Source organism: Streptomyces iranensis (genome assembly GCF_017874715.1).
GTDB classification, from domain to species: domain Bacteria; phylum Actinomycetota; class Actinomycetes; order Streptomycetales; family Streptomycetaceae; genus Streptomyces; species Streptomyces iranensis.
The window spans coordinates 17,822-33,884 of record NZ_JAGGLR010000027.1 but is presented as its reverse complement, the minus strand read 5'-3'; the positions used below and the strand labels follow the sequence as shown (position 1 = coordinate 33,884).

Annotated in this window: 13 protein-coding genes; 6 read left to right on the top strand and 7 right to left on the bottom strand. The window is 70.6% G+C overall.

The features are described from left to right. The first annotated feature begins 27 nt into the window (after nucleotides 1-27). A complete protein-coding gene (locus tag J2Z30_RS38965; RefSeq protein ID WP_044581598.1) occupies nucleotides 28-1,482 on the top strand; it encodes a DUF2637 domain-containing protein in 1,455 nt (484 codons plus the stop codon). 94 nt (nucleotides 1,483-1,576) lie between these two features. On the opposite strand, the gene lysS is transcribed toward J2Z30_RS38965, so the two are convergent. Beyond that, nucleotides 1,577-3,325 carry a lysine--tRNA ligase gene (lysS, locus tag J2Z30_RS38960; RefSeq protein ID WP_078957337.1) on the bottom strand — a complete coding sequence of 583 codons (1,749 nt, stop codon included), beginning with the start codon at nucleotides 3,323-3,325 and terminating at the stop codon, nucleotides 1,577-1,579. A 156-nt stretch (nucleotides 3,326-3,481) separates the two neighbouring features. Here lysS and argS point away from each other — a divergent pair, with 156 nt between their 5' ends. Then, complete coding sequence (gene argS, locus J2Z30_RS38955; RefSeq protein WP_044571861.1) at nucleotides 3,482-5,272, top strand: arginine--tRNA ligase; 1,791 nt, start codon at nucleotides 3,482-3,484, stop codon at nucleotides 5,270-5,272. 77 nt (nucleotides 5,273-5,349) lie between these two features. On the opposite strand, the gene J2Z30_RS38950 is transcribed toward argS, so the two are convergent. After that, complete coding sequence (locus tag J2Z30_RS38950; RefSeq protein ID WP_044571863.1) at nucleotides 5,350-6,843, bottom strand: alpha/beta hydrolase; 1,494 nt, start codon at nucleotides 6,841-6,843, stop codon at nucleotides 5,350-5,352. Between the two features lie 215 nt (nucleotides 6,844-7,058). Between J2Z30_RS38950 and J2Z30_RS38945 the strand changes: the two genes are divergently transcribed. Beyond that, nucleotides 7,059-7,646: an AMIN-like domain-containing (lipo)protein gene (locus J2Z30_RS38945; RefSeq protein WP_044571865.1), complete on the top strand. Its 588-nt coding sequence runs from the start codon at nucleotides 7,059-7,061 to the stop codon at nucleotides 7,644-7,646. A gap of 132 nt (nucleotides 7,647-7,778) precedes the next feature. Here J2Z30_RS38945 and J2Z30_RS38940 read toward each other — a convergent pair whose 3' ends face one another. From J2Z30_RS38940 to ilvD, 5 genes are all read right to left on the bottom strand, one after another. Further along, a complete protein-coding gene (locus J2Z30_RS38940) occupies nucleotides 7,779-8,660 on the bottom strand; it encodes a D-alanyl-D-alanine carboxypeptidase family protein (RefSeq protein WP_044571867.1) in 882 nt (293 codons plus the stop codon). 197 nt (nucleotides 8,661-8,857) lie between these two features. After that, nucleotides 8,858-10,225, bottom strand: coding sequence for an MFS transporter (locus tag J2Z30_RS38935; RefSeq protein WP_044571869.1), 1,368 nt, complete (start codon nucleotides 10,223-10,225; stop codon nucleotides 8,858-8,860). 566 nt (nucleotides 10,226-10,791) lie between these two features. Next, entirely contained in the window at nucleotides 10,792-11,235 is a 444-nt protein-coding gene (locus tag J2Z30_RS51920; RefSeq protein WP_078956739.1) for a dihydrodipicolinate synthase family protein, read from the bottom strand. Nucleotides 11,236-11,312: 77 nt separating this feature from the next. Next, nucleotides 11,313-11,981, bottom strand: coding sequence for a GntR family transcriptional regulator (locus J2Z30_RS38925; RefSeq protein ID WP_044571871.1), 669 nt, complete (start codon nucleotides 11,979-11,981; stop codon nucleotides 11,313-11,315). Between the two features lie 35 nt (nucleotides 11,982-12,016). Then, on the bottom strand, nucleotides 12,017-13,660 hold the full coding sequence (gene ilvD / locus J2Z30_RS38920; protein WP_044571873.1) for a dihydroxy-acid dehydratase: 1,644 nt from the start codon (nucleotides 13,658-13,660) through the stop codon (nucleotides 12,017-12,019). Nucleotides 13,661-13,799: 139 nt separating this feature from the next. Between ilvD and J2Z30_RS38915 the strand changes: the two genes are divergently transcribed. The 3 genes from J2Z30_RS38915 (at nucleotide 13,800) to J2Z30_RS38905 (ending at nucleotide 16,003) form a co-directional block, all read left to right on the top strand. Next, nucleotides 13,800-14,483 carry a haloacid dehalogenase type II gene (locus J2Z30_RS38915; RefSeq protein WP_044571875.1) on the top strand — a complete coding sequence of 228 codons (684 nt, stop codon included), beginning with the start codon at nucleotides 13,800-13,802 and terminating at the stop codon, nucleotides 14,481-14,483. Nucleotides 14,484-14,612: 129 nt separating this feature from the next. Further along, the gene (locus J2Z30_RS38910; RefSeq protein ID WP_044571878.1) at nucleotides 14,613-15,233 is read left to right on the top strand and encodes a nucleoside/nucleotide kinase family protein; all 621 of its coding nucleotides are present in this window, start codon (nucleotides 14,613-14,615) and stop codon (nucleotides 15,231-15,233) included. Continuing rightward, the gene (locus J2Z30_RS38905) at nucleotides 15,233-16,003 is read left to right on the top strand and encodes a LysR substrate-binding domain-containing protein (RefSeq protein ID WP_245388947.1); all 771 of its coding nucleotides are present in this window, start codon (nucleotides 15,233-15,235) and stop codon (nucleotides 16,001-16,003) included. Before J2Z30_RS38910 ends, J2Z30_RS38905 begins: the two co-directional genes overlap by 1 nt. Nucleotides 16,004-16,063 lie beyond the last annotated feature (60 nt).

The following is a 16,063-nucleotide window of genomic DNA, read 5'->3' as shown; positions in this document are numbered from 1 at the left end:
GACGGGGAGGGGTCGCGGGTGGCCGCGATGCAACTGACACGGATGCACCGAATACTGGCCGGGGTGGTCGTCACCGGGGCGGTGGTGATCGCCGGGATCGGCTTCGCCGGTTCCTACGCCGCGGTGCGCGATCTCGCCCTCGACAAGGGCTTTGGCAAGTTCGCCAATGTCTTCCCGATCGGCATCGACGCGGGGATCGTGGTCCTGCTCGCGCTGGATCTGCTGCTCACCTGGATCCGCATTCCCTTCCCGCTGCTGCGCCAGACCGCCTGGCTGCTGACCGCGGCCACCATCGCCTTCAACGGCGCGGCCGCCTGGCCGGACCCGGTCGGCGTCGGCATGCACGGCGTGATCCCGATCCTGTTCGTCGTCTCCGTCGAGGCCGCCCGGCACGCGGTCGGCCGGATCGCCGACATCACCGCCGACCGGCACATGGAGTCGGTCCGCATCGCCCGCTGGCTGCTCGCGCCGGTGCCCACCTTCCGGCTGTGGCGCCGGATGAAGCTGTGGGAGCTGCGCAGCTACGAGGAGGTCATCAGGCTGGAGCAGGACCGGCTGGTTTACCAGGCCCGGCTGCGGGCCCGCTACGGACGGTCCTGGCGCCGTAAGGCGCCCGTGGAGTCGCTGATGCCGCTGCGGCTGGCGCGGTACGGGGTGCCACTGGCGGACACCGCACCGGCGGGGCTCGCGGCGGCCGGTCTGGACCCGTCCACGGTGTCGGCGACCGCGCTCCCCCCTGGCCGGTCGGCCGCGGCGGACGGGACGCGGCCCAGCAGCGCGTCCCTGGAGGCCCAGCCGGGCCCGTACGGCGCGCCGGGGGCCCTGGTGGACCTGGGCCCGCAGCAGCACCCCCAGCAGCCCCAGACGCAGGAGCTGCCGCTCTCGCTGCCCCTGCCGGTGTACCAGCAGCCCGCCGGGCAGGGCCATGACGGCCGGAACGCCGTGCCCTTCGACCCGGCGGCCGCCCACCCCGCGCCGGTCGAGCAACAGCCCCAGCAGCTCCAGCACCCGCAGCAGGCACAGCAGCCGCAGCAGCTCCAGCCGCAGGACCAGCAGGTCCCGGGCCAGGCGGCGCAGCCCGAGCAGCAGCCGCAGCAGTTCCAGCAGCCACAGCCCCCGCAGCCCCAGCTGACCGTGCCGGTCGGGCCCGGCGGCCGGGTGCGGCCGCTCGGCGGTGAGGGCGTGGGGAGCCATCAGGGCGTCTACGTACCGGAGCAGCGCGAGCCCGAGCGGTTCGCGTACGAGGAGCTGCAGCCGGAGCAGCAGCTCAACCAGCTGCCGGACGACGTGCCGCGCGAGGAGGTCTACTACGCGACCTTCCGCCAGTTCCTCGCCGACCACAGCCGGTACCCCTCCGCGTACCAGTTCGGGCAGCGGCTGCGAGAGACCTACGGCGTGACCGACCTCAGCAACAGCGAGCTGGCCGGGTACGTCGAGGACTTCAAGGAGCGCGTCCGCCTGGAGCGCGAGGCCATCCCGTAGCCGTCCCGCAGCCGTCCCGCAACCACTTCGCGAAGCCGGAACGCCGGGCGGCGGCCGTAAGGCCATTCCGCCCGGCGCCCGGGGGTGGCGGAGGTCAGGCCGCGAGCAGCTTGCGCACCCGGTCCGCCCCCACCGCCAGCAGCAGCGTGGGCAGCCGGGGGCCGGTGTCCCGCCCGACCAGCAGGGTGTAGAGCAGTGCGAAGAACGACCGCTGGGCGACCTTCAGCTCCGGCGTCGGCTTGGCCTCCGGCGACAGCCCCGCCTGGATCTTGGGCACCCCGTAGACCAGCGTGGTGAGGCCGTCCAGCGACCAGTGGTCGTCCAGGCCGTCGAGCAGCAGCCGCAGCGACTCCCGCTCGGTGTCGCCCAGCGCGGCCAGCCGCTCCGTGTCCGGCTCGTCCCGGACCCGGGTGCGCTGATCGGCCGGGACCTGGGTGGTGATCCAGCGCTCGGCCTTGTCGAGCCGGGGCCGGGTCTCCTCCAGGGACTTCACCGGATTGTCGGGGTCGAGCTCGCCGAGGATGCGCAGCGTCTGCTCGTCATGGCCGGTGGTGATGTCCACCACCGAGGCCAGCGTGCGGTACGGCAGCGGGCGCGGGGTGCTGGGCAGCTCGCCCGTGGCGGTGCGGGTCGCGCGGCGGTACGCGGCCGCGTCCCCGGGCTGGGCCGTGGACTCGGTGATCTTCCGCTCCAGCGCGTCCCACTCGTCGTAGGTCCGCTGGATCTCCTGATCGAAGGCGATCTTGAAGGACTGGTTGGGCCGGCGGCGGGCGTACAGCCAGCGCAGCAGCGGCGCCTCCATGATCTCCAGCGCGTCGGCCGGGGTGGGCACACCGCCCTTGGAGGAGGACATCTTGGCCATGCCGCTGATGCCCACAAACGCGTACATCGGCCCGATGGGCTGGTCCCCGCCGAAGACCTCGCGGATGATCTGGCCGCCGACCACATAGGACGAGCCGGGCGAGGAGTGGTCGACGCCCGAGGGCTCGAAGACCACGCCCTCGTACGCCCAGCGCATCGGCCAGTCGACCTTCCAGACCAGCTTGCCGCGGTTGTGCTCGCTCAGGCGGACGGTCTCGCCGTGGCCGCACGCGCAGGTGTACGCCAGCTCGGTGGTCTCGTCGTCGTACGAGGTCACCGTGGTCATATCGCGCTCGCAGACCGAGCAGTACGGCTTGTACGGGTAGTAACCCGCCGCGCCCGCGCTGCCGTCGTCCTCGGCGGCCGCGCCCGAGCCCTCGGCGGCGACCAGCTCGGCCTCGTCCACCGGCTTCTGCTGCTGCTTGGGCTTCTTGGCGCCGGGCTTGTCCTTGGTGCGGTACCGGTCCAGGACGGCGTCGATCTCCCGGCGGTGGCGCATCGCGTGCAGGATCTGCTCCCGGTACGCCCCCGAGGTGTACATCTCGGTCTGGCTGACGGGGTGGAACTCGATGCCCATCTCCCGCAGCGCCTCGGCCATCGGCGCCTTGAAGTGCTCCGCCCAGTTCGCATACGGGGACCCGGGCGGGGCCGGGACCGAGGTGAGCGGCTTGCCGATGTGCTCGGACCAGGAGGGGTCGATCCCGGCCGGAACCTTGCGATACCGGTCGTAGTCGTCCCAGGACAGGATGTGAACGCACTCGCGGCCCCGGCGCCGGATCTCGTCGGCGACCAGGTGCGGGGTCATGACCTCGCGCAGATTGCCGAGGTGGATCGGGCCGGACGGGCTGAGGCCCGAGGCGACGACGACAGGTTTGCCCGGGGCGCGGCGCTCCGCCTCGGCAATGACCTCGTCGGCGAATCGGGAGACCCAGTCGGTCTCGGTGCTCTGAGCCACGGTCGGCACTTCCTTCCTTGCGGTCATGGCACCGCCCATTGTCCCAGACGGAACAGGCCCCTCCGGATTTGCCCACAGGGCCCGCCGGGCGAGCCCGGGTTGTCCACAGGCCGGGGAAATCGTTGGACCCGCCGTGAAATACTGGGTTGTCCATACCACCACTATCGGAATGGCACCTCATCCATGGCATCGGTCCTTTCCCTCGCCGCTACGGTCCATCAGCGCGTCGCGGACGCCCTCTCGGCTGCTCTGCCGGAGGCCGGCTCCGCGGATCCGCTGCTGCGACGAAGCGACCGGGCCGACTTCCAGGCCAACGGGATGCTGGCGCTGGCCAAGCAGCTCAAGGGAAACCCCCGTGAGCTGGCCGCCAAGGTCGTGGCGCACCTTCCGGTCGCCGCCACCTCGGCCGACCCCGATCCGGTGATCGCCGACATCGAGGTCTCCGGCCCCGGCTTCCTCAACATCACGATCGCCGACTCCGCGATCACCGCGACCCTCGCCGCCCGCGCCGCCGACGACCGCCTCGGCGTGCCGTTCGCGCAGGCGCCCGGCACCACCGTGATCGACTACGCCCAGCCGAATGTGGCCAAGGAGATGCACGTCGGCCATCTGCGCTCGGCGGTGATCGGCGACGCGGTGGTGCGGATCCTGGAGTTCGCGGGTGAGCAGGTGATCCGCCGCCACCACATCGGCGACTGGGGCACCCAGTTCGGCATGCTCATCCAGTATCTGATCGAGCACCCGCACGAGCTGGACCACAAGGACGCCTCCTCCGGCGAGGAGGCCATGTCCAACCTCAACCGGCTCTACAAGGCCGCGCGGGTGCTCTTCGACTCCGACGCGGAGTTCAAGGAGCGGTCCCGGCGGCGGGTGGTGGACCTCCAGGCGGGCGACGAGGAGACCATCGCCCTGTGGCGGAAGTTCGTGGACGAGTCGAAGATCTACTTCTACTCGGTCTTCGACAAGCTGGACATCGAGATCCACGACCCCGACGTGGTCGGTGAGTCGGGTTACAACGACATGCTGGCCGAGACCTGCCGGCTGCTGGAGGAGTCCGGTGTCGCCGTGCGCTCCGAGGGCGCGCTGTGCGTCTTCTTCGACGACATCAAGGGCCCCGAGGGCAATCCGGTGCCGCTGATCGTCCAGAAGTCCGACGGCGGCTTCGGCTATGCGGCCACCGACCTCTCCGCGATCCGCGACCGGGTGCAGCACCTGAAGGCCGACACCCTGCTGTATGTGGTGGACGCCCGGCAGTCGCTGCACTTCAAGATGGTCTTCGAGACCGCCCGCCGGATCGGCTGGCTCAATGACCAGGTGCACGCCGCGCAGCTCGCCTTCGGCACCGTCCTGGGCAAGGACGGCAAGCCGTTCAAGACCCGCGCGGGCGAGACGGTGCGGCTGGAGGATCTGCTGGACGAGGCCACCGAGCGGGCCGCGGCCGTGGTCCGGGAGAAGAGCGAGAAGAAGCTCAGCCTCACGGAGGAGGACATCCTCGAACGCGGCGCCCAGGTCGGTGTCGGCGCGGTGAAGTACGCCGATCTGTCCACCTCCGCCTCGCGGGACTACAAGTTCGACCTCGACCAGATGGTCTCGCTCAACGGGGACACCTCGGTCTATCTCCAGTACGCGTACGCCCGGATCAAGTCGATCCTGCGGCTCGCCCGGGAGGACCAGCGGCCGCTGGCCCACCCGGAGCTTCCGCTGGCCCCGGCCGAGCGGGCGCTGGGCCTGCACCTCGACCAGTTCGGGGAGACGCTGCGCGAGGTGGCCACCGGGTACGAGCCGCACAAGCTGGCCGGGTATCTCTACCAACTCGCCTCGCTCTACACGACCTTCTACGACCAGTGCCCGGTCCTGAAGGCGGAGGGCGGCCCGTCCCAGGTGGAGAACCGCCTCTTCCTGTGCGACATCACGGCGCGCACGCTGGGACAGGGCATGTCCCTGCTGGGCATCCGCACCCCCGAGCGCCTCTGAGCCACCGCGTGTGAAGAGCCCCGCCCCGGTTTCCCGGGGCGGGGCTCTCCGCGTTCATCGGTGGCTCGTCACAGGCGTCACCGGCAGAGCACATCGCGCTTCGGCCGCTCCCCGGTCAGCAGGAAGTCCGTGACCCTCCGGTCCGCGCAGGCGCTGCCGTTCTCCAGGTACGCCGCGCCATGACCCATCGCGTCCACGCTGACCATCCGGGCCCGGTCTCCGTAAGAGCGCCGGAGGCCCAGCGCCCCGCTGTACGGGGTGGCCACATCGCGCTTGTTCTGCACCAGCAGGACGTTCGACGGCCCCTGGTCGGTGATGCGCACCGGCTTGTCCCGCGGCTCGTCGTGCCAGAACGTGCACGGCGTGACGTTCACCGGCATGCCCGCGGTGAGCGGGTGGCTCTTACGGCTGGCGGCGACATCCCGCGCGTAGCCGGGCAGGGAGGTGGGCCACTCCACGTCGTTGCAGATGGTCGCGAGGGACACGGCCGCGGCGTCCTGAGGGGGGTCGGCCGGTGCCTCGGCGGGCACCTTGCCCGCGTCCGCGTCGACGATCAGCCGGGCCAGGCTCTCGAAGTCGTCCCGGGAGTACAGAGCGTCCAGCATGCTCTGGCGCAGCGCGTTGCCGTTCAGCTCGGGCGGGTTGGCGCCGGGCCACGGCAGCGGCTTCGCGTCCAGCCGGGCGGCGAGGTCCAGGACCCGCCGCCGCACCCCGTCGGGGGTCCCGGCGAGCCGCACGGGGCTGTCGGGCGCGGAGGCCCAGCGGGCGAAGTCGGGGAAGGTGTCCTCGACGCCCACGGCGTAGTTGGCCAGCCAGCCGCGCTCCACCCGCTCCGGGTTCGGGTCGTCATTGCTGTCCAGCACCCAGCGGTCGGTGTGCTCGGGGAACATCTGCGCGTAGACGGAGCCCACATACGTCCCGTAGGAGACGCCCCACGCGGACAGCTTCCGCTCGCCGAGCGCCCGGCGGACGCTGTCGATGTCCCGCGCCTCGTTGACGGTGCTGATGTTGCGCAGCAGTTCGCCGCCGTTGCGGGCGCAGGTGTCGGCGATGCGACGGCCGGTGGTGATGTTCCGCGTGATGTCCCCGCCGGGGGCGGGCCAGGGGCGGGAGGCGAGCAGCGAGAGATCGTCGGTGTTCAGATCGCATCCGGTGTGCGTGGACTTCCCCAGGCCGCGCGGGTCGAAGCTGACGATGTCGTAGGCGTCCCGCACCGACTTCGGCAGCCGCTTGCCGAGCGTGCTTGGCCGGTCAAGACCCGGCGATCCGGGGCCGCCCGGGATCAGCAGCAGGGCGCCCCGGCGGGCCTGTGGCCGCTCGCTGGGGATGCGGGAGACGGCGAGGGAGATCCGCTTGCCGCCGGGGTCGCGGTAGTCCAGCGGCACCTTGATCGTGGCGCATTCCTGACGGGGGTCGAGCCCGGTGCCCTCGCAGGCGCCCCAGTCGGGCGCGGCGGCGGTCGGGTCGGCCGCCGGGTCCGGGGTCGCGTTCGCGGACGCGACCCCGAGGAGGGAGGCGGTGGCGGCGGTGGCGAGGGCCAGTGCGGCGGTTCTGCCGGTCGTCGGTCTCATATGCACAAGACTTGTCGAACCGGCTCTCCCGTCCCATCCGGGCAACCGGCCGACCCGCTCGGGGGAAAACCCCCGGACGACCGCCATGAGTACCCCCCGCGCACGTAGCATTCGGGACACATTTCCCGGACCGGGACAACCTCTCACCGCCCCGGCCCGTCCAACCCCGTGAATCACCTGTCATCAACGGACAACGGACCATTGGGGGCTCGACCATGCGACGGTGGGGGACCGCACTCGCGGCGATGACGCTCGCGGGCGGCGCGCTGGCGGCGACGGCGGGGACGGCCGGGGCCGTCACGCCGACCGCGGCCAAGGCGGCGACGACCTGTGAGACCGGCTGGGGCAGCGGCGAGAAGACGGCCCAGCCGGCGGGACACGCACCGCTGGGGAACATCAGGACGGGCCGGCACGCGTGCTACGACCGCATCGTGTTCGACGTGAAGGGGGCCACGGCCGCCGATCCCGTCGGCTACCGCGTGGGGTACGTGAACACCCTGTACCAGGACGGCTCGGGCGAGGAGATCCCGGTCCGCGGCGGCGCGATCCTGGACATCCATGTGTCCGCGCCGAGCTATGACCCGGGCAGCGGCGCGGAGTCGTACCCGGGGCGGGCGCGCAAGCCGCTGCCGGGCGTGGACATCTCCGGCTACCAGACCTTCCGGGACACCCGCTTCGGCGCCAGCTTCGAGGGTGAGACCCAGGTCGGCCTCGGGGTGCGGGCACGGCTGCCGTTCCGGGCCTTCCAGACCGGCGGGCATGTCGTGGTGGACGTGGCGCACTCCTGGAACGCGGTGCGCTGAGCACGGCGCCGGGCCACGCCGGGCCACGGCCAGGGTCCTTCTGGCGGATCTCCGTGGAAGAAGGACACTGGGGCCTGCCCCGCGACCCGATGGGTTCACGGGGCAGGCCCCTCGCTGTGCCGCGGGTGACGGCTACCTGCTGAAGCCGTAGTCCATCAGCTTCTTCGCGTCCTTTGTGCGGTTGTCCACCGAGGTGGAGGCGAGGACGGTGCCGATCATCGTCTTCCCGTTCCGGGTGGCGGCGAAGACCAGGCAGTACTTGGCCTCCGGACCCGAGCCGGTCTTGACTCCGATGGTGCCCGAGTAGCTGCCCAGCAGGTTGTTGGTGTTGGTCCACGACATGTAGCGGTAGCCACCGCTCTTCGTGGTCACCTTCTGCTTGGTCGACTTCGTCTTCACGACCGAGCGGAACGTGGAGTACTTCATCGCGCTGCTGGCCAGCTTGGTCAGATCGCGCGGTGTCGAGTAGTTGGCGCCGTGCCCGATGCCGTCGAACGAGTCGAAGTGGGTGTTCGTCAGCCCGAGGGACTTGGCGGTGGTGTTCATCTTGCCGATGAACGACTTCACCCGCGCGGCCCGGGTGGAGCCGGTGCCGAACTTGTCCGCCAGCGCGTACGCCGCGTCACAGCCGGACGGCAGCATCAGCCCGTACAGCAGCTGGCGGACGGTGACCTTGTCGCCGACGATCAGCTTGGCCGAGGAGGCCCAGTTGTTGTCGACGATGTAGTCGCTGTACGCCTTCTGGACCGTGACCTTGGCGTCCAGGTTCAGGTTCGGCTGCGCGAGCACCACCCGGGCGGTCATGATCTTGGTGGTGGAGCCGGTGGAAAGACGGTTGTCCGCGGCCTTGGTGAACAGGCTCTTCCCCGTGGCGTTGTTCATCACGAACCCGCCCTTGGCGGCGATCGTGGGACTTGCGGTCGTCGCGGCCTGCGCGGAGGCGGTGAACGCCCCCGCCGCCAGCACGGCTCCAGCGGTGATCGTGACCGCGGATACGCGACGTAGACCCTTCATGCCGGTTTTCAACGTGAATATCTCCAAATGCCCCTGGCCTGCGGCCACATCACAGGGCCGCTCCCTGATCAGACGTCCGGAAGGGCCCGATGGATGTGCCCTCTGCCGAGATTTCCTGGAAATTCCCCCGGCTGTACGCCTGGGCGCCCCCGGCCACGGGGGGCGAGGAGGAACCGCGCAGAGAGTGCGGTTCACCGTCACATGACGTGATGCGTGGATCGAGGCTCAGCGTTGGCGGTCGCCGGTTCGGCCAGAGCAGCGGATTCGTGGAGGGCCAGGCCATGCGTCTCCGGGGCCCATCGCATCGAGATGCCTGCTCCGAGCAGGGTGATGGCCGCTGCCACGAGCATCGTCGGGCCGATTCCCCACGAGGTCAGGGCGAGCGGGACGAGATAGGTACCGATCGCCGCGCCGACCCTGCTCAGCGACGAGGCGAGGCCGACAGCGGTTCCCCGAACCTCGGTGGGGAACAGTTCGTTCGGGTAGATCCACTGGAGGTTTTGGGCGCCTCCGATGAGGACGGCGTAGGCGGCGAACAAGATCATGATCACGGCGGCGGGGGCGGAGGGGAACAGGCCGAGCACCAGAAGTGCCAGACCGGACCAGGTGAAACTGTGGATGATCAGGGCCCGCCGGCCCATGCGGTTGATGACCACCATGGCGAGGACACAGCCGACCACGAAGAAGACCGTGATCAGGGCCGAGCCGATGTTGGCCAGGTGGCCGTTGAGGTGGAGCGCGCCGAGGATGCGGGGTCCGAAGGCATACACCGCGAACAGCGGCACGATCGAGCATGTCCAAAAGGCACTGACGAACAGCATGCGTCCGACGTAGCCGGACCGCCACAGCAGCATCAGGCCGACGCTCTCGTGCTCTTCTTCGGGCAGGTCAGAAATGCTGGCCTGGTCGCCGAACACCTTGCGCATCACGGCATTGGCCTCGTCGACGCGCCCCTTCTTGGCCAACCAGCGCGGGGACTCGGGAGTGCCCAGCCGAAGCAGCACGATGAGGAGGGCAGGCAACGCGGCGCTGGCAAGCATCCACCGCCAGCCGGTGCCGTCGACGGTCAACAGGGCTTCGCCGACGACATAGGCGGTCGCCGCGCCGACGAACCACATCACCATCAGGCCGCCGAGGAGCGGGCCTCGGTAGCGGCGCGGCGTGAACTCGGCCAGGAGCGAGGTGGCGATCGGGTAGTCGGCGCCCACGGCCATGCCGATCAGCAGGCGCAGGACGAACAGCCATACCGGATCGGTGGCCCAGAACTGCGCCACCGAACATCCGATGATGGCGATCAGATCGATGGTGTACAACACCTGCCTGCCGAACTTGTCGGTCAGGTATCCGCCGAGGAAGGCGCCGAAGAAGATGCCTATGAGGGCGGAAGCGCCGATCAGCCCCAGGGCGGCATCGGAGAGATGCATCTGCGGCCCCAGTTGCACGATGGCAACGCCCACGATGCTCAGGATGTAGCCGTCGAGGAAGGGGCCTCCGGAGGAGTACAGGGCGAGTTTCTTGTGGAATCCGTTCAGCGGCGCATCGTCCAGGACGCTTGATGCTGTCATGGGGAACTCCTGTGCTGTTGCCGGGCGAGGAAGCCCGATCGGGCCGGGAGGAGGTGAGTGTGGTGCGGATGCGGCTCTCTTCGTGGCGCCTCGTGGCACCAGTCAGGGGGCTGAGGAAGTTCGGTCACCGTCGCCGTCCGCCCAGCGCGGAGAGGACGCGCCCATTGCGGAGAGGACGCGCCCAGCGCGGAGATGACGCCGGTGTTCTCACGACCGGGCTTCACACCGGCCGGCACTTCGCCGGTCTCGGCGACAACCTCGGGCAAGCCGTCGGGGACGTACCCCGTCGACGCGGGCAGCTCGTGCTCCCCGATGCTGTCGACGATGGAGGTGTCGGCGCGTTGGGCGGTGCGGGGACCCGGAAGTGTGTTCAGGTCGCACGGGAGGAACGTCAGGTGTCAGGGGCAGCGGCGCTGTCCCGAGACGTACAGCAGGTCACCTGGTGTCCGCGACGGCCGATCGCGCACCACCGCGGCGTGCGGGAACGCTCCTACGCGACGTGCTCGACGTGCTCGACGTACGCGACGTACGCGACGTTTGCTGTGGTCACAGTGGCCTTGCAGGCTTCACTGGGGTAAGTGGGGTAACGCTCGCCGGGGCCGCTGCGTCGGAAGCGCCCGCGCCCCGCCTCCCGGATGCGGTCGACGAACTACGGCGGGACGACCAGTGCCGCGTCCGCACCGGCCGCCCGGGTCGCGAGGGAGGCCGCCAAGGTTCCGCCGGTGCGGATTCCGCTGGGACCCCGGGCGAGTTGGGCGTCCGGGCCGACGGCGTCGCCGGTCCAGGGCGCGCAGCCGCGTCTTCTCCTCCTGATCCAGCCGCGTCTTCTCGTTCCGTTCGGGGGCCCGGACCTCGCCGGTCGAGCCTTCGACGAGAACGCCATCGGCACCCTTGCCGAGGAGATGCCCCCCGTGCTCGGCAAAGACCTCCTCGTCGATCTCGCCGGATGGGTGGAACGGCGTGACGGCGGCGACGATCGAGCCGCTCGGTGCGGGATTGCTGTTGTTCATGGTGGCGAACCCTTTCCAGGCGGCGATACCCGATCCGGCAGCTGGGGGCGGCGCGGGCCGGACCGGCACAGCCCGCCCTAGTGGCCGTCGTCTGCCGACGGTTCGGGGAATCCGAGCACCGAGCTCCGGTTCTCCTCGATATGGCCGAGCATGGTCGTGCGGAATCGCTTCGCGTCGTGCCTCTCGAGCGCGTCGATGATCGGCCAGTGCGAGTCGCTCACCGACAGGCTCGCGGCGAAGGTCCGGTCACCGATCGACTGGAACAGCATCAGCTTGCCACTCAGGATGGTCCAGGTGCGCCTCGCGGTGTCGGTCGAGGCGATGTCCATCAGGTCCCGGTGGAACTGGAAGTCCAGGCTCACCATGTCGACGAACTCCCGGTCCTGTTCCGCCCGTCGCATGCGTTCGGTGAGATCACGCAGGTGGCCGATCTGTTTGGGGGTGATGACCTCGCACAGGTCCTCGGCGGCCATCGTCTCCAGCAGCTCGCGGATGGCGAGCGCCGCGAGCGCTTCCCGCTGGTCGACCTCCACGACGCGCGCTCCGCGCTGCGGGATGAGCGTGATCATCCCTTCCTGCGCGAGCTGGCGGAGTGCCTCCCGGATGGGCCCGCGGGAGAGGTTCAGGGTCCGCGAGATCGACACCTCGTTGAGGCGTTCGCCGGGCTGGAAGTCGCCGTTCAGGATGGCCTGTCGCAGCGTGTCCGCCACCGATTCGAACAGCAGCTTGTGCTCGACCTTGCGCATCACCGCACCGTGCCTCTCCTCGTCCCGCCCGCCTGTCACTGGTTCGTTGTGACGGCGCCATCACATGCTTCCGATACCGACCGTGCGTAGCGTGCCAACACGCCCTTCTCCGGGACCTGACGGCCGGGCGACGGCGTGCGGGCCCGCAGGGTCGCCTCGTCGACGTCGATGTCGAGCCGTCCGTCAACAAGATCGATCGAGACCTGGTCGCCCTCCCGGACGAAGGCGATGGGCCCGCCGGAGGCCGCCTCCGGGCAGACGTAGCCGATGGCCGCGCCGTGCGAAGCGCCGGAGAACCGGCCGTCCGTGATCAGTACGACGGTCTCGGCCAGCCCCATGCCGACGATGGCCGCGGTCGCGCCCAGCATCTCACGGAAGCCGGGGCCACCCCGGGGGCCCTCATTGCGGATCACCACCACGTCGCCGGAATGGATCCGGCCGCCGTGGATGGCGACGATCGCGTCCTCCTCGTTCTCGAACACCTTGGCCGGGCCCGTGTGGCGCAGCAACTGAGCCGGAACGCCACCGCTTTTGACAATGGCGCCACTCGGGGCGAGCGAGCCGCGCAGCACGGTCAGCCCGCCCGTCGTGTCCAGCGGCTCGTCCAGCGGCGCGATCACGCCCTCGGTCCAGCCCGGGTCGGCGTCGGCGACCGGGCGGATCCGCGCACTGTCCTCCAGTAGCGGGGCCAGCTCGCGCAGGAGCGCCTGCACACCCCCGGCCCGGTGGAACTGCGGCAGCGAGACCTCGCCGGACGGGCGCAGCTTGACCAGCGTCGGCGTGCTGGCGGCGAGCAACCCGAAGTCGTGCCAGTCGAACTTCACCCCCGCCTCGTGCGCGATCGCCGGCAGGTGCAGCGAGATGTTCGTCGAGCCGCACACTGCCAGGGCCACCCGGGCCGCGTTCCGGATCGCCTCGGAGGTGACGACCTGGTCGATCGTGAGCTCCTTCTCGAGCAGGGAGACGATCTCGCGCCCGCTGGCGTAGGCGATCCGCAGGTGCTCGGCGCTGCCGGCCACGACGCTGCCCGCACCCGGGAGCGACAGGCCCATCGCCTCGGCGCACAGTGCCATCGTGTTGCCGGTGTACGCGCTCGCACCGCCCCCGGCGCCGGGCATCTGCGCCAGCTCGAGGCGGGCGAGCTGGGCCGCGTCGATCTCGCCGGCGTGCACGCGGCCGATACCCTCGAACACGGTCTCCCAGGAGAGCTCCTCCCCGTCGAGGACTCCGGTCTCGGTGGTGCCCGCGTAGACGTAGACGGTCGGCAACTCGCAGCGCAGTGCCCCCATGAGCATGCCAGGGGTCACCTTGTCGCCACCGGCGATCACGACCAGCGCGTCGAACGCGTGCGCCTGGACCATCAGCTCCACGGAGTCCGCGATCGTCTCCCGGGCAGGCAGGACATAGCGCATCCCCTCGCTGGCCTCGCTGAGGACGTCGGTCGCGTGGATGACCCCGAACTCCATCGGGGTCGCGCCCGCCGCAAGCACCCCGTCCTTGACCCGGCGGGCGACCCGCTCGAGGTGGACATTTTCGGCGGCGATCTCGTTCCATGCACAGGCCACGGCGACCAGGGGGCGCCGCAGCTCCTCCTCGGTGCGTCCGGTTCCGTAGAACCACGACCGGGCGAACGCACGGTCGGTGCCCTGGTACCGGACCCAGCTGCGGCGCGAATTCATCGGCTCCGTCTCCACTTCGTCAAGGCGTCAATCACTGTCCGACGACGCTAGGAGTGGACATGGAAAATGTCAACACTTTACTTTTTACAGCCAGGGCACGCAGAATCGCCCCCCAACCGATGACGCATATGGGAGAGCCATGCCGCCCCTGCACGACGTTGACACGATCGTCTTCGACATCCTCGGCACCCTCGTGGACGACACCGCGGGCCTGCGCGCCGCCCTGGCCGAGCTTGTCCCCGACCCCGGGCGGGTCGACGACCTGGTCACACTCTGGGGTCGCCACATCTCCACCGAGCACCGCCGGATCGTCGACCTCGAGCGGGCCTATGTGCCCGGCGCGGTGCTGGACCGCGAGGCCGCGCAGGTGGTCGTCGACGCCACGGGTCTGTCCGACCCGGCCGTCGTCGACACGCTGGTCCGCGCCGCCCGGCAGCGGCCCGCCTGGTCCGACTCCGCGGACGCGCTGGCCCGGCTCGGCGCCGACCACGAGCTGATCGGCCTGTCCAACGCGGATGTGACGGCACTGCTGCGGATGAACGCGGCCGCCGGTCTGCGCTGGCACACTGCGCTGTCCACACAGGCCGTCGGCACCTACAAGCCCGACCCGGCCGTGTACCAACTGGCGATCGACTGCGCGGGCGGGTCCCCGGACCGGATGCTGATGGTTGCCGCGCACGCCTGGGACCTGCGCGGCGCGCAGGCGATCGGCCTGCGTACCGCCTACCTCGAGCGGCCCGGCGGCGACCCGCCCGCCGCCGGGGACCGGTTCGACATGCACCTGGGCTCGCTCGCCGAGCTGACTGGCACCCCGCGCCCCTGACGTGATCCGGAGCCGCTGGTGGGGTCGTCACGACCCCGTCGGCCGGCTGCGATGTGCAGCAGGGACGAAGGCGAAAAGAGGGGGAAGCTCACCACGACAGAATCTCCGAAACCGCCGAAAGCATCCGCCATGACTCCCCAGCAACTCCTTGAGCGTGCCCAGCGCCTGGCCGACGCAGGCGGCCGCCGCCTGCTCGGCATCGCCGGACCGCCCGGGGCCGGTAAGACCACCCTCGCCGCGTACCTGGTCGACGCCCTCGGCGCCGACCGGGCCGTCCTGGTGCCGATGGACGGCTTCCACCTCGCCGACGCCGAACTGCGCCGACTCGGCCTGATCAGCCGCAAGGGCGCACCGGAGACCTTCGACCCGTACGGCTACACCGCGCTGCTGCGGCGGCTGCGGGCGCCGCGCACCGGGGAGGTCGTCTACGCGCCGGGGTTCGACCGCGAGCTCGAGCAGCCGGTCGCGGGCTCCATCCCGGTGGCGCCGGAGATCCCGCTGGTGATCACCGACGGGAACTACCTGCTGCTCGACGAGGCGCCCTGGCTCCCGGTCCGCGAACTGCTGGACGAGACCTGGTGGGTCGACCTGGACACCGAGGAGCGGGTGCGCCGGCTGATCGACCGCCATGAGCGGTTCGGCAAGCCGCGCGAGGAGGCCGAGCGCTTCGTCCTCAGCTCCGACGAGGCCAACGCCCGGCTGGTCGCCCCCGGGCGGGCGGCCGCCGACTTCGTGGTCGGGGACCGATGATGACCGGCGCCCCGAATCTCGGAGCCGTCGACTGGTCCCTGCTCACCGTCTCCTTCGGCGCGATCACCGCCATCGGCCTGATCACCAAGCGGGCCGACCACACCACCGGTGACTTCTTCCTCGCCGGGCGCTCAATGCCCAACCCTGGGCCCCCGCCCCGCCCGCCGGGGCCGGAGCCGGGGGCCACGCACGGGGCTTGGGCCGGGGCTGGGGGGCCGCGGCCGGGAGCCGCGGCCTCGGCGCGGCAGGGGTGGGTGGACGTCGAACTGGGCGTCCTCGGACCCCTGGACCCGGAGATCCGAAGCCGACCGCTCACCCGGATGACGATGGCCGGCATCGCCCGCGGCGGTCATCCCCTCTTCGACGGGCGGATCGACGCCCGCCGTTACGCCGCCGCCGACCACATCGGTATCTCCCGGCACGGCAAGCGCCTCGGCCCCATTGACAGCGCACTCGCCGAACGCGGACTGCGGCGCCGGATCGCGGTCGTCGTACCCAGCCACACGAGCGCGATGATGCTCGCCCGGGACACCGACCTCGTCGCACTCACCCTGGGCGACTGGCTCCCCGACGCCACCTCGGCCCTGAGGCTGCGCACCTTCCCCATCCCCCTCGACCTGGCACCCGTCGACCTCGCCATGGCCTGGCACCCCCGCAACTCGGCCGACCCGGGGCACCGCTGGTTCCACGACCACCTGGCGGCCACCGTCCTCGCCCCGTCGGCCACGGACCCAGGCCGATCAGGCACGGGAGACGGCCGCGCCGGGTGAGCCTCAGGCACGGCGGCGACGACTCCAGGTCAGCCCCCGGCACGGCAGACGACGACTCCA